Source organism: Chromobacterium amazonense (genome assembly GCF_001855565.1).
In the GTDB taxonomy this organism is placed as follows: domain Bacteria; phylum Pseudomonadota; class Gammaproteobacteria; order Burkholderiales; family Chromobacteriaceae; genus Chromobacterium; species Chromobacterium amazonense.
This window is the reverse complement of record NZ_MKCR01000034.1, coordinates 21,940-35,312: the sequence shown is the minus strand read 5'-3', so window position 1 is coordinate 35,312 and position 13,373 is coordinate 21,940. Positions and strand designations below refer to the sequence as shown.

Genomic DNA, 13,373 nt, shown 5'->3' with positions numbered 1-13,373 from the left:
CCACGAACCCCACGAAACGGCACGAACAAAGCGAAAAACTCATCGCTTGCCCTGTACGCACTAGCGGTGATCTGACCATCTATCTTTACGGGTTCTCCGTGGATTTCGTGGCGAAATAAATCAATCAGCCCTGCAGCTTGGCCCATTCGTCCGGCGTGGCGGCCTTGACGATGGACAGCGCGTGGATTTCATTGCTGGCCAGGCGGCTGGCGATCACTTCCTTCACTAGGCGGTGGCGGTCGATCAGGCGCTTGCCCTCGAACGCGGCGGCCACCACGGTGGCGTAGAAGTGGTGGCCGTCGCCCTCCACTTTAAGATAGGTGCATTCGAGGCCAGCCTCGATGTATTGCTTGACTTGCTCTGGGGTCATTTGATGGTCCGGTGCGAATTGCGAATAGGGTTCAGTGGCGCAGCTTGTAGCCGGCCTGGATCAGGCGCAGCGCCAGCGCGGCCAGCAGCGCGAAGCAGCCCGCCACCACGCCGGCCGACAGCCAGGGGCTAACGTCGGCCTGGCCGAAGAAGCCGTAGCGGAAGCCGTCGATCATGTAGAACACCGGGTTGGCGTGCGACACGGCGTACCAGAACGGCGGCAGGCTGTGAATGGAGTAGAACACGCCGGACAGAAAGGTCAGCGGCATGATCAGGAAGTTCTGGAAGGCGGCCAGCTGGTCGAATTTTTCCGCCCAGATGCCGGCGATCACGCCCAGCGCGCCCAGCACGCCGCATCCCAGCATGGCGAACAACAACGCCCACAACGGCTGCGCCGGCAAGGGCAGGCCGAACCAGGCGGTCACCAGCAGCACGCCGGCGCCGACGGCCAGGCCGCGCACCACGGACGCCAGCAGGTAGGCGAGGAAGAATTCGGCCGCAGTCAGCGGCGGCAGCAGCAGGAACACGATGTTGCCGGTGATCTTGGACTGGATCAGGCTGGAGGAGCTGTTGGCGAAGGCGTTCTGCGCCATCGACATCATGGCCAGGCCGGGAATCAGGAAGGCGGTGTAGCTGACGCCGGGATAGGCTTCGACATGGCTGGACATCACATGGGCGAAGATCAGCTGGTACATCAGCGCGGTCAGCACCGGCGCGGCGACGGTCTGGAACGCCACTTTCCAGAAGCGCACCAGCTCCTTCTTGAACAGGGTGAGGAAGCCTATCATGCCGCGCCTCCATTCATCATCTTGACGAACACGCTTTCCAGATCGGTTTCCACCACGTTCAGCTCGCGCACCTCCACGCCGGCAAGGCGCAGCTCGGCCAGCACGCTTTCCAGCTCGGACAGATCGGCCAGTTGCAGCACCACGCGGCCCTCTTCCTCGCGCAGCTTGCGCGCGGCCAGGCTTGCCGGCAGCGCGCCGGACAGCTTGACCGCCACTTCGCGGCGCGCGCTGTGGGCCAGCAGCTTGTCCTTGTTTTCCAGCGCGATCAGCCTGCCCTTCTTCAGCATGGCGATGCGGCCGCACAAGGCCTCGGCCTCCTCCAGATAATGCGTCGTCAGCACGATGGTATGGCCGGCCTGGTTCAGCTCCTGCACGAACACCCACAGGCTCTGCCGCAGCTCGACATCGACGCCGGCGGTCGGCTCGTCCAGCACCATCACCGGCGGACGGTGCACCAGCGCCTGCGCCACCATCACCCGCCGCTTCATGCCGCCGGACAGCGCGCGCATATTGCTGTCAGCCTTGTCGGACAGACCCAGCTTGAACAGCAGCTCGTCGATCCAGTCGTCGTTGCGGGCCAGGCCGAAATAGCCGGACTGGAAGCGCAGCGTTTCGCGCACCGACAGGAAGGGATCGAACACCAGCTCCTGCGGCACCACGCCCAGCGCGCGTCGCGCCTGCTTGAAGTCGCGCGCCACATCGTGGCCCATCACGCGGATGCTGCCGCTGTCCGGGCGCGCCAAGCCCGCCAACGCCGAGATCAGCGTGGTCTTGCCGGCGCCGTTGGGGCCGAGCAGCGCGAAGAACTCTCCGGGCTGGACGGTGAAGCTCACCTTATCCAGCGCCTGCAGCTGGCCGTAGCGCTTGCTGACGGCCTCGATTTCGATAGCGTGGGGCATGAAAACCATGACGCCACCAAGGCGACGGCCAAGGAGCCGGGTCCGCGCTAGTGGCTTGAGAAAAAAGCGCAATTATAGCGCCGGCGCGCGCTCAAGTGGTAAGTTGTTCCATCACTTCGGGCTTGAAAATGCCGCGGTACAAATATTGCAACAAACGGCTGGCCGCCACCGTGGCGTCCGGCCCCGGTTGCTCGATCACCAGGCGGTTCATCAGGCCGTCGTGCAGCGACTGCAGCACCGTAGCCGCTTCTTCCGGCTCGACGCAGCCATAGGTCTGCCCCTGCGCCTTCGCCGCCTGCACCACTTGGCGCAGCAAACCCCTGGCCTCATGCATATGGGCCACGCATTCTTCGTGGATGGGCTCCAGTTCGCCCACATGCTCGCTGCGCAGAAACAGGATCAGCAGGATGCGCCGCACCTGCGGATTCTGTTCGATCACGGCCAATAGCCGGTGGCTGTGCTCCCACAGCGCCCGCGCCGGATCGCTGCCGGCGCTGAGCAGCAACTGCTCGCGCATATCGTCGAACGACGGGGTCACCCGGGCCAGCATGGCCCGATACAGATCCAGTTTGTTCTGAAAATGCCAATACACCGCGCCGCGCGTCAGCCCGGCGGCTGCGGCGATATCCGCCAGCGTGGTGCGCGATACGCCGCGCTCGCTGAACAACCGCTCCGCGGCGTCCAGCAGCTGCTGCCGCGTTTGCTCCGCCTCTTCGCGTGTCTTTCGTGCCATATCTGGATACTTTGCTAGAACTAGTACTATTTAATGAATTTTAACGCTCGATGCCTGTCGATATCGCGAGTCTTTACATACCGGGACACTTCTTCATTTTACATACAGACTCGCATGTATGTAAAATGGCCGATCTTGGGACAGGCTTCCCCGTTCCCGGGTCCCAATACAATGTATTAATGTAACTACTATCCGCTTCTGGATTTCTGAAGGATTCGAAACCATGCAAGGAATGACGCTTCTTCCGCGCGCAGCGCAAGGCCTGCTGCTGGGCGTGCTGGCTGCCAGCCTGGCGGCCTGCGGCCAAAAACCGGAGGCCAATGGCCCCGGCGCCATGCCTCCGGTGCCGGTGGCCGTGATCAAGGTGCAACCGGCCAATGTGCCGGTTTCGTATGAGTTTGTCGGCCAGGCCGCCGGCTCACGCGAAGTGGAAGTGCGCGCCCGCGTCGGCGGCATCCTGCAGAAGCGTTCCTACACCGAGGGCAAGCCGGTGAAAGCGGGCGACTTGCTGTTCCAGATCGATCCGGAACCGTTCAAGGCGGCGCTGGACCAGGCCAAGGGCAATCTGCAAGTGCAACAGGCCCAGTTGCTGCGCGCCAAGCAGGACTACGAGCGCATTCTGCCGCTGTTCAAGGAAAACGCCGTCAGCCAGAAAGACCGCGACGACGCCGTGGCCGCCTACAACGCCGCCAAGGCTTCGGTCGCCGCCGCGCAGGCGCAGGTGGAACAGGCGCAGATCAATCTGGGCTACACCCGCGTCACCGCCCCGATTTCCGGCATCACCAGCCAGGAAGCGCGCTCCGAGGGCAGCCTGGTGGCCACCACGGCCGACGCCAGCCTGCTGACCAAGGTATCGCAGCTGGACCCGATCTACGTCAACTTCAGCATGTCGGACAGCGACATGCTGAACCTGCGCAAGATGCAGCACGCCGGCAAGCTGAAGCTGGCCAACGGCGGCGGCTTCGAAGTGTTGCTGAAGCTGGCCGACGGCAGCATGTACGGCAAGACCGGGCATCTGAACTTCACCGACAGCCTGGTCGACACCAATACCGGCACCATCCGTTCGCGCGCCACCTTCGCCAACCCGCAGGGCAGCATCCTGCCGGGCCAGTTCGTGCGCGTGCAGCTGAACGGCGCGGTGCGCACCCAGGCCATCACCGTGCCGCAGCGCGCGGTGCTGACCACCCAGCAGGGCAAGATGGTGTGGGTCGTAGGCGACGACGGCAAGGTCGCGCCCCGTCCCATCGTGACTTCGCAGGAAGTGGGCCTGAACGTGCTGGTTGAGCAGGGCCTGAAGTCCGGCGATCAAGTCGTGGTGGACAACATCATCAAGCTGCGCCCCGGCGCCGCCGTCAAGCCGCATCCGTACCAGGCCGACGCCAGCGCGCCCGCCGCCGCGGCCAAGCAGTAATCGCAAGGAGAACCTGACTCATGTTTTCCGCTTTTTTCATCCGGCGACCGATCTTCGCCAGCGTGATCTCCATCGTGATCATGCTGGCGGGCCTGGCCGCCATCAAGGCGCTGCCGATCGAGCAGTACCCTGAAATCGTGCCGCCGGTGGTCAGCGTGACCGCCAGCTATCCGGGCGCCTCCGCCGAAGTGATCGCCAACACCGTGGCCGCGCCGCTGGAGCAGGCGATCAACGGCGTGGACGACATGCTGTACGTGCAGTCCAGCAGCGCCAGCAACGGTTCGCTGACGCTGTCGGTGTCGTTCAAGATCGGCACCAATCCGGACCAGGCGACCATCAACGTCAACAACCGCGTGCAATCGGTGCTGTCGCAGCTGCCGGAGGAAGTGCGGCGCCAGGGCGTCAACGTGCGCAAGAAGTCCACCGCCATTCTGCAGGTGATTTCGCTGTTCTCGCCGAACAATAGCCGCGACACGCTGTTCATCAGCAACTACGCGCTGTTGAACATCATCGACGAGCTCAAGCGCATCCCCGGCGTGGGCGACGTGGTCAACTTCGCCGGCCAGGACTACTCGATGCGGATCTGGCTGAAGCCGGACAAGCTGGCGCAGTTGAAGCTGACGCCTAGCGACATCGCGTCCACCATCCGCGAGCAGAACTCGCAGTTCGCCGCCGGCAAGCTGGGCGCCGAGCCGACGCCGCAGAAGCTGGACTTCACCTATACCGTGACCACCAAGGGCCGCCTGTCCGAGCCGGAAGAGTTCGAGAACATCATCGTGCGCGCCAATCCGGACGGCTCGTCGGTGAAGCTGAAAGACGTGGCCCGCGTGGAGCTGGGCGCGCTGTCCTATGACTTCCACGGCAAGCACAACGGCAAGGCCACCATCCCGATCGGCATCTTCCTGGCACCGGGCGCCAACCAGCTGGCCACCGCGCAAGCCGTGGAAACCGAGATGAAGCGCCTGTCGGCCAACTTCCCGGACGGCATGTCCTACGGCATCCCGTACGACACCACCAAGTTCGTGGAAGTGTCGATCAAGGAGGTGTACAACACGCTGGCCGAGGCCATGGTGCTGGTCTTCCTGGTGGTGTTCCTGTTCCTGCAGAACTGGCGCGCCACGCTGATTCCCTGCCTGGCCGTGCCGGTATCCATCATCGGCACCTTCGCCGGCATGTATCTGTTCGGCTTCACCATCAACACGCTGACGCTGTTCGGCCTGGTGCTGGCCATCGGCATCGTGGTGGACGACGCCATCGTGGTGCTGGAAAACGTCGAGCGCCTGATGACGCAGGAAGGCCTGTCGCCGCGCGAAGCCAGCTTCAAGGCGATGCAGGAAGTGTCCGGCGCGCTGGTGGCCATCGTGCTGGTGCTGTGCTCGGTATTCATCCCAGTGGCCTTCCTCGGCGGCATCGCCGGCCAGATGTACAAGCAGTTCGCCATGACCATCGCGGTGTCGGTGGTGATTTCCGGCATCGTGGCGCTGACGCTGACTCCGGCCCTGTGCGCGCTGATCCTGAAGTCCGAACACCAGCACACCAACCGTTTCTTCGAATGGTTCAACCGCTGGTTCGACAGCCTGACCAGCCGCTACGCCGGCGGCGTGGCCTTCATCAACAAGCGCGCGGTGCTGGCCATCCTGGTGTTCGGCGGCCTGATCGCGCTGTCCGCCGGCCTGTTCCGCATCATTCCGTCCAGCCTGGCGCCGGACGAGGACCAAGGCTATGTGCTGGCCGCCGCCTTCCTGCCGGACGGCGCGTCCCTGCAGCGCACGGCCGCCACCATGGACAAGCTGGACGCCATGATGGAAAGCAATCCGGCGGTGAAGGACCGCATGAGCTTCGCCGGCTTCGACATCTTGTCCGGCTCCAACAAGACCAACTCCGGCGTGTCCTTCATCACGCTCAAGCCGTGGGATGAGCGCAAGTCGCCGCAACTGTCGTCGATGGCGGTGGTGAAAGACATCTTCGGCAAGGGCATGATAGGCGTCACCGACGGCATGGTGCTGGCATTCAATCCGCCGCCGATCTCCGGCATGTCCAACACCGGCGGCTTTGAAGCCTATGTGCAGGACCGCGCCGGCGGCAACTCGGTGGAACTGGGCGAAATCACCAAGAAACTGGTGGCCGCCGCCGCCAAGCGGCCGGAGCTGAAGGGCGTGCAAACCACCTTCTCCGCCAACGTGCCGCAGGTCTTCGTCCAGCTGGACCGCAACAAGGCCAAAGCGCTGGGCGTGCCGATCAACAGCGTATTCGACACCATGCAGAGCACCTTCGGCGCGCTGTATGTGAACGACTTCAACAAGTTCGGCCGCACCTTCCGCGTGCAGCTGCAGTCGGAAGCGCCGTTCCGCACCAAGGTGGACGACCTGCGCAATGTCTACGTGCGCTCGCAGACTGGCCAGATGATCCCGCTGACCGCGCTGGTGAACATCCGGCAGACCACCGGCCCGGAAATCCTGGAACGCTTCAACGTGTTCCCGGCCTCCAAGGTGGTGGGCGGCCCGGCCCCAGGCTATAGCTCGGGCCAGGCGCTGGCGGCGCTGGAAGACGTCGCCAAGGAAACGCTGCCGGAGGGCTACACCCTGGCCTGGACCGGCTCGGCCTTCCAGGAGAAGTCCACCAGCGGCTCATCCGCCCTGGTGTTCGGCTTCGGCATGATCATGGTGTTCCTGATCCTGGCGGCGCAGTATGAACGCTGGAGCCTGCCGATCTCGGTGCTGATGGCCGTGCCGTTCGCCGTGTTCGGCGCGCTGATGGCCAACTGGCTGCGCGGCCTGGCCAACGATGTGTACTTCCAGGTGGCGCTGGTGACGCTGATCGGCTTGTCGGCCAAGAACGCGATCCTGATCGTCGAGTTCGCGGTGCAGAAGATGGAAGAAGGCTTAAGCGCGATGGACGCGGCGCTGGAGGCAGCCCGCCTGCGCTTCCGCCCCATCGTGATGACTTCGCTGGCCTTCGTGCTGGGTTGCGTGCCGCTGGCGATTTCCAGCGGCGCCGGCTCCGCCAGCCGCCACTCCATCGGCACCGGCGTGATCGGCGGCATGCTGTCCGCCACCTTCATCGCCACCTTCTTCATACCGCTGTTCTTCATCCTGATCATGAAGCTCGGCAAGCAGAAAACGCCTCAGGCCAAGGCCGAGGCAGGAGGAAACGCAGATGCTTAAGCGCGCCCTGATTCCCGTCGCCGTCGCGCTGGCGCTGTCGGCCTGCGCGGTCGGCCCCGACTACAGCCGGCCCAAGATCGACCTGCCGGCCACGCAAACCGGCGCCGACGCCCCGGCGGTCAGCACCGACTGGTGGAAACAATTCGACGACCCGGTGCTGAACCAGCTGATCGACGAAGCGGTGAAGAGCAACGCCGACCTGCAACTGGCTGCCGCCCGCGCCGAGCAGGCGGCAGCCCAGGCCGGGATCGCCCGCGCGGCGATGCTGCCCTCGCTGAGCGCCAACGCCGGCTACCAGAGCGGCCGCAGCTCCACCGAAACCGCCACGCGCGGCGCGCCGCTGGTCAACGACGTCCGCAACGCCAACCTGACGGCGGCGTGGGAAATCGACCTGTGGGGCAAGCTGCGACGAAGCAATGAAGCGGCCCGCGCCAGCTACGCGGCCAGCCGCTACGACCGCGACGCCGCCCAGCTGGCGCTGACCGCCCAAGTAGCCCAAACCTACTTCCAGCTGCGGGCGCTGGACGCCCAGCTGGACATCGCCAAGCGCACGCTGCAAAGCCGCGAGGAATCGCTGCGCCTGCAGACCAAGCGCTTCCAGGGCGGCCTGATCTCCGAGCTGGAACAGCGCCAGGCCGAAGCCGAAGCCGCCTCGGCCCGCGCCTCGGTGCCGCAAATCGCCCGTTCGCTGGAACAGACGGAAACCGCGCTGGGCGTGCTGCTGGGCCACAGCCCGAAACAACTGGTGGCCGGCAATGTGTCGCGCGGCAAGGACATCAACAGCCTGGCCAGCCCGCCGGACGTGCCGGCCAATCTGCCGTCCAGCCTGCTGGAGCGCCGACCGGACGTGGCCTCCAGCGAGCAGCAGCTGATCGCCGCGAACGCCCGCATCGGCGTGGCCAAGGCCGCTTACTTTCCCAGCATCAGCCTGACCGGCGCGCTGGGTTCGCAAAGCCTGTCGCTGGACAGCCTGTTCACCAGCGCCACCCGCACCTGGAGCTTCGCCGGCAACGCCGCCGCGCCCATCTTCAACTTCGGCGCCACCGGCTACAACGTGGACGCCGCCACCGCCGGCCAGAAGCAAGCCCTGGCGCAATACCAGAAGGCCGTGCAATCGGCATTCAAGGACGCGCTGGACGCCCTGGCCGCCAACAGCAGCGCCCGCGAAGTGCTGCAGGCGCAAACCACCCAACTCAGCGCGCTGAACCGCACGCTGAAACTGGCCGGCCTGCGCTACGACAACGGCTACGCCAGCTATCTGGACGTGCTGGACGCGCAGCGCAACAGCTTCCAGTCCGAGCTGAACCTGGTCAACGCCAAGCTGGACAAGCTGAACACCACCATAGCCGTGTATAAGGCGCTGGGTGGGGGGTGGGAGGCCGTCAAACAATAAGTCTTTCCTGCCCATAAAAAAGGCCTGCCCACCATCGGGCAGGCCTTTTTGCATTTTAACTCCGCACCAGTATCAAGCTTCAGTAAGAAATTGGTGCCTGGTGCACGTACCCTAGATGGTTACCAGACAAGGCAGCCGGCATAGCCACCTGGAAGACTGAATTATCCTCAGCATAAATATGTGCGATCGAATAACCACCACCATAATTGATAAGAGCGGCACAGTGCACCCAACCATCGGCAGGCATGACAATCGGATTATTTGCCGGGCCACCATTTTTATGGCTTACACTACTAAGGGTAATAGACCCTTTCATACAGCGTAGCCACAACATAAAGGTGATGTTCCCCTCCGTTTGCGCACTATACGCTGCTGCCGCACATCTTCTCACACCATTCATTGTGTTTGGGCTGTAAACTAGCGGTCCGCAACCAAGCTCCGCGATATAAAACTCCGCGCCATAACGATAATTCGTGCGCGTTGGGAAAGCCGCCAATAAATCTTTTACTTGCGCACTTAGCTCACCAGCATTACCACCATTATTTGTATTATCATGAATAAATTTCCCTACATTGGCAATCGTGACTTTCTGTGCATATGATGGGCTAGTCAACGGCAATATTGCAGATTGATTGCTGAAAGCTACCGTAATCGGATTATCGTAAACTGCATCTACCGGAATGAAGCGCCCACTGTCCCGTAAAAAATTTTTCCTAGGCATGCTGTCCACCGTAATGCCATCTGCAATGCCATAGCCAGCCAACGTAGTAGCCTTGTCCGCTTTACCATCTGGATTGAAATTACCGCTATGCCATATATTTTTCCAATCGGTCCAACTCCGACTATCGGTCTGATTACGCCAGCGTAAATTCCCCGCATAAAAAGCTTCCAGCTGGAAAGGCCCGACTGATCCCCCAGCACCCATAGTCATAACCAAGCTAGAATATCCAGGATGCATCACACTCCGAAAGCCAGGTTGAGTAGCCGCATCAATCTGAGATTGATCAACATCACCTCTCGCCACCATGCTCTGTGCGATCGGTGCCGCATCGGTAATTCCATACCCTGCCAACGTACTAGCCTTATCGGCCTTACCAGACAACAGCTTAGTCATTGATGCAGCGTAGTTAGCATCATTGCCCAAAGCTGTAGCCAATTCCTGCAAGGTATTCAACGCCCCCGGCGCGCCGGCCACTACGCCATCAATGGCAGTTTTCAGATCTGTCTTGCTTGCACCATCGGTAATGCCGTATCCCGCCAGCGTTGTCGCTTTATCCGCCTTGCCATCTGGGTTGAAATTGCCGCTATGCCAGTGGCGGTTAAAACTGCTCCATGCGCCATTCTCCAACCTGGCCTCATAGATTTCTCCGCCCCACTGCCGGTAAGTCAGCGATCCCCATTTGTCGCTCAGGAAATTGACATTGAACACCCCATTAGCGCCATTGCCAGGCGCGCCAGTCACGCCTTTGCCGCCATCCGCTTGAGCGTGATAGAAGCCATTGGGGCGTAAGTCGGTAAGCGCGCCAGCATTGATGTTCCTCGCCTGCCCGCCTATGCCGGCATTTGCCAAGTCCGTTTTGTCGGCCTTGCCGGCCAGCTTGCCATCCACCGTCGCCGAGTACTTGGGATCGTTATTGATCGATGCCGCCAGTTCCTGCAGCGTATTTAGGTTGGCCGGCGCATTGCTTACCAGCCCGTTGACCGCGCTCTGCAGATCGCTCTTGCTGGCGCCATCGGCAATGCCATACCCCGCCAGCGTGGTCGGCTTGCCGGACGCGATCTTGCTCCAGTCCAGCGCCGGCACGTCATCCGGGACGATAGCGCGGGCAGCGGTGACGCGGCCTTTGGCGTCCACCGTCATCTGGCCGTAGCTGCCGGCCGTCACCCCGCTATTGCTCAGGGTCATCGCCGCGCTGGCATTGCCGCTGGCGTCGAAAGTCACGTTCCAGCTGCCGTCTCCGGTCATGGCGATGTTGCGCGGGGTTTTCAGGCGATCGGCGTACTCGGCCGTCAGCGCGCCGGAAACCAGATCATCGACCTGCTTTTTCAGGAACACGGTGCGGTTGGCCAGCTGCTTGGCTTGCAGATTGTCGATGCCGTCCGGCCCGCCCAGCACCGGATCGGAAGTTTCCAGTTGGTAGATGCCCGCCTCCCAGGCGGGTTTTTCTTGCAGATTGGCCATTAGGCGCTCCCTCGGTTGAATTGACAATTACGGCGGATGGAGCCGTTGTGGCGGTTAGCCACGGCTTGGTATTCCAGGCTGGCCAGCACGCTGCGGGCCGGCGCGTACAGCGCCAGCATGCGGCGCAGCTGGGCGGCCTGGTCGTTGGTGATGGGCTTGCCGAGCAGGACCCGATACTGGTTCCAGGTGCGGGGATCGCCGTGCACGTAGTAGCCGTTGCGGCGGATGGCGCCATTGCGGCGCTGGCCGGCCAGGCCTTCGATCAACACGGCTTCGCCCAGGCCCAGGCGGCGGATCACTTCGCGGATGGCCCAGGGCGTGCCCTTGTGGCGGTGCAGCTCATTGGCGCTGTGCAACAGCGCGCGCTTGGCGTCGTCGGACTCAGCCAGCTGCCAACCCTCTTCGCCGCCGATGTGGAATTGATCGGCCAGCAAGGGCAACAAATCCGGCTGCACGGTATCGATCAGATTGACCAGGAAGGGCGTCAGATCGATGTCGGTCAGCCGTTCGGTCAGCTCGGCCAGCGGGCCGAAGCGCGCGTCCCGCGCCAGGATGGAGGGAACGGCGTCAGTCATCGCTCGCGCCCCCTGGCTGGGGATATCCGCCCGCCGACGACCGGCGCGGGCGAAGGCCGGGTTGCAGATGCATGGAGACCTCCTTGTGTTTGAACGGGGATGAGAGGTGGGACGGAGCGCCTGCGCGGTCCGCGAATGGGAAGGGAGGAATGGTGGCGGAACGGCTGCCGAATAGAAGTCAGCGGGCGTGCATAGCCACGCGCAGCACGGCCAGCGAACGGAAGCGAAAGCTCAGGCTGGTGGGTTCGGGTTGGACGGGTACTTGGGAATGAAATTGATGCTGGAATTGGGAGGACGGGGAAGACAGGGACTGGCCGAGCGCGTCAGGCGCAGAAGCATGGGAGGGAGACATGGAGGAACCACTCCAAGAGAGAATTCAGAAAAGCTACGTAAGAGGAAGAGAGTAGGAAAATGCGTGAGAAAAACCAGATAGGAATAATAAAATGAAGTATGCAACCTTCTGACTCATTGCTAAGAGCATGAAGGCCAAGACGAGTTTGGAGGGGAAAACAGGTGAAAATAAAACTGGAGGGATTTTAGATGTAGATTGCCTAGGAACCAGAATAACACCTAGGCAATCCAGGTTGTAGAAGTCTACTTACTAGGGAATTGGCTCAGCAATTCTGCCACAGCTGCATCCAAGGCCTCTAATGCTGCCTGATGGTTCGTCGCCTGTCGAATAACAGCTTTGCAAGAGTGCCTGATCGAACGAATAGTCTGTAATGCTGCATCGCACTGTGCAGCTCTCTCCAATATTTCATTAGCGGCAGACTCCCCATCCAAGCCAGTTGCACTAGCCCAGCAAAGCACAGTAGGTGGAACATCCCCCTGATAATTAACCGCTCTATATTCTAACGCCTCTTTCTCTGCCAACTGATATTCAGCCAACTTTAATGGATCATCAATATAACGCGCACGTGCCTGATTCGCAGCCTTATCAATCATTTCACAAGCTGTCTGAATCGCTGCTATCAATGGCAGTTCTAAAAAATCGTAATTTATATATTGAATGCCATTATACATAGAATTTACACTGTTCATATCATCTCCAATTACAGAATTTCTACATTAGTCAGGATTCTGATCTGCTCAACTGACTTACTTCCCGCAGCGATATTATAAACATATCGCCCTTGAAGTTTCCCCTCTACCTCTGCGGAAGAAATTGTAAAAGAAACCACTCCAGGACCACCTAACAGCCATCCTTTGAAGCTATCAGGAATGGTGAATTTACAATCAGCAAAGGAAACTGCAAGAATAGGAGAGGAAGACCAACCAGATGTCTTGATGAAGCTTGTATAATGAGTATTAGTCTTACCAGAATCTTCTTTTTCGCCAGACGGCAAAACAATCTCTACCCCTTCCAAAATCATTTGACTACCATAATCTAGAAAAAAACCAGACAAGTATCTTTTTGGCTGATCAGCAAGAACAGCATCATAATAAGAAACTTTTATCTTTTTCTTCCTAGGCATCCCATAAATTTGAATACACTTGCCAGTTATAACTACCAGATCCGCTAGATCACAATCGCTCTTCAGAAATATTACTGCCACTCCACCTACAGGTGTTGCATCAACAGCCTTCTTAATATTCGCAAATGGAAGTTTTTCTGTTCCTGGATTACTATCCGATCCATTCACCTGATCCACATACCACCTTTTCCTCAGTTCAGGCACAGCCACTACAGCTGCGGATACCGCCTTATCAATTTCGTTCTTCTTCCCACTGAATACAGAAATCAATCCATTAGCTGCCGTCACCAACTCGGCAATCTTTCCTTCCAAACTCATAGTCATCCCCTGAGGTTAGGTACATCAAAACGGTGCTTTATCCTGGCGATGCCGGCGAAACTCCAT

General features: G+C 60.6%; 11 protein-coding genes. 3 read left to right on the top strand and 8 right to left on the bottom strand.

Annotated elements, in window-relative coordinates; genetic code table 11:
- Positions 1-124: 124 nt before the first annotated feature.
- The 4 genes from BI343_RS18450 to BI343_RS18435 all read right to left on the bottom strand — a co-directional run bounded on the left by BI343_RS18450 (position 125) and on the right by BI343_RS18435 (position 2,789).
- Complete coding sequence (locus tag BI343_RS18450; RefSeq protein ID WP_043626834.1) at positions 125-370, bottom strand: BolA family protein; 246 nt, start codon at positions 368-370, stop codon at positions 125-127.
- Positions 371-401: 31 nt separating this feature from the next.
- Positions 402-1,157 (bottom strand): ABC transporter permease, encoded by a 756-nt coding sequence (locus BI343_RS18445; protein WP_043626836.1) that lies wholly within the window; start codon positions 1,155-1,157, stop codon positions 402-404.
- On the bottom strand, positions 1,154-2,056 hold the full coding sequence (locus tag BI343_RS18440) for an ABC transporter ATP-binding protein (RefSeq protein ID WP_071110850.1): 903 nt from the start codon (positions 2,054-2,056) through the stop codon (positions 1,154-1,156). The genes BI343_RS18445 and BI343_RS18440 overlap by 4 nt, the downstream gene beginning before the upstream one ends.
- Positions 2,057-2,147: 91 nt before the next feature.
- Positions 2,148-2,789 carry a TetR family transcriptional regulator gene (locus tag BI343_RS18435; RefSeq protein WP_043626838.1) on the bottom strand — a complete coding sequence of 214 codons (642 nt, stop codon included), beginning with the start codon at positions 2,787-2,789 and terminating at the stop codon, positions 2,148-2,150.
- 232 nt (positions 2,790-3,021) lie between these two features.
- Between BI343_RS18435 and BI343_RS18430 the strand changes: the two genes are divergently transcribed.
- From BI343_RS18430 to BI343_RS18420, 3 genes are read left to right on the top strand one after another with little or no spacing between them, the layout of a single operon-like run.
- Entirely contained in the window at positions 3,022-4,200 is a 1,179-nt protein-coding gene (locus tag BI343_RS18430) for an efflux RND transporter periplasmic adaptor subunit (protein WP_071110832.1), read from the top strand.
- Positions 4,201-4,220: 20 nt separating this feature from the next.
- Complete coding sequence (locus BI343_RS18425) at positions 4,221-7,364, top strand: efflux RND transporter permease subunit (protein ID WP_071110831.1); 3,144 nt, start codon at positions 4,221-4,223, stop codon at positions 7,362-7,364.
- Complete coding sequence (locus tag BI343_RS18420; RefSeq protein WP_071110830.1) at positions 7,357-8,757, top strand: efflux transporter outer membrane subunit; 1,401 nt, start codon at positions 7,357-7,359, stop codon at positions 8,755-8,757. The genes BI343_RS18425 and BI343_RS18420 overlap by 8 nt, the downstream gene beginning before the upstream one ends.
- Positions 8,758-8,836: 79 nt before the next feature.
- On the opposite strand, the gene BI343_RS19885 is transcribed toward BI343_RS18420, so the two are convergent.
- From BI343_RS19885 to BI343_RS19875, 4 genes are all read right to left on the bottom strand, one after another.
- Positions 8,837-10,939, bottom strand: a complete 2,103-nt coding sequence (locus BI343_RS19885) for a hypothetical protein (RefSeq protein WP_071110829.1) — start codon at positions 10,937-10,939, stop codon at positions 8,837-8,839.
- Positions 10,939-11,514 (bottom strand): phage tail protein, encoded by a 576-nt coding sequence (locus BI343_RS18410; RefSeq protein WP_071110828.1) that lies wholly within the window; start codon positions 11,512-11,514, stop codon positions 10,939-10,941. The genes BI343_RS19885 and BI343_RS18410 overlap by 1 nt, the downstream gene beginning before the upstream one ends.
- 594 nt (positions 11,515-12,108) lie before the next feature.
- On the bottom strand, positions 12,109-12,555 hold the full coding sequence (locus tag BI343_RS19880) for a hypothetical protein (protein WP_139165787.1): 447 nt from the start codon (positions 12,553-12,555) through the stop codon (positions 12,109-12,111).
- 11 nt (positions 12,556-12,566) lie between these two features.
- On the bottom strand, positions 12,567-13,307 hold the full coding sequence (locus BI343_RS19875) for a hypothetical protein (protein ID WP_139165786.1): 741 nt from the start codon (positions 13,305-13,307) through the stop codon (positions 12,567-12,569).
- Positions 13,308-13,373: the final 66 nt, after the last annotated feature.

Coding starts and splice junctions, on each gene's coding strand:
- BI343_RS19885 (WP_071110829.1), bottom strand. CDS start 10,939: ATGGCCAATCTGCAAGAAAAACCCGCCTGGGAGGCGGGCATCTACCAA.
- BI343_RS19880 (WP_139165787.1), bottom strand. CDS start 12,555: ATGAACAGTGTAAATTCTATGTATAATGGCATTCAATATATAAATTAC.
- BI343_RS18445 (WP_043626836.1), bottom strand. CDS start 1,157: ATGATAGGCTTCCTCACCCTGTTCAAGAAGGAGCTGGTGCGCTTCTGG.
- BI343_RS18410 (WP_071110828.1), bottom strand. CDS start 11,514: ATGACTGACGCCGTTCCCTCCATCCTGGCGCGGGACGCGCGCTTCGGC.
- BI343_RS18440 (WP_071110850.1), bottom strand. CDS start 2,056: ATGCCCCACGCTATCGAAATCGAGGCCGTCAGCAAGCGCTACGGCCAG.
- BI343_RS19875 (WP_139165786.1), bottom strand. CDS start 13,307: ATGAGTTTGGAAGGAAAGATTGCCGAGTTGGTGACGGCAGCTAATGGA.
- BI343_RS18435 (WP_043626838.1), bottom strand. CDS start 2,789: ATGGCACGAAAGACACGCGAAGAGGCGGAGCAAACGCGGCAGCAGCTG.
- BI343_RS18425 (WP_071110831.1), top strand. CDS start 4,221: ATGTTTTCCGCTTTTTTCATCCGGCGACCGATCTTCGCCAGCGTGATC.
- BI343_RS18430 (WP_071110832.1), top strand. CDS start 3,022: ATGACGCTTCTTCCGCGCGCAGCGCAAGGCCTGCTGCTGGGCGTGCTG.
- BI343_RS18420 (WP_071110830.1), top strand. CDS start 7,357: ATGCTTAAGCGCGCCCTGATTCCCGTCGCCGTCGCGCTGGCGCTGTCG.
- BI343_RS18450 (WP_043626834.1), bottom strand. CDS start 370: ATGACCCCAGAGCAAGTCAAGCAATACATCGAGGCTGGCCTCGAATGC.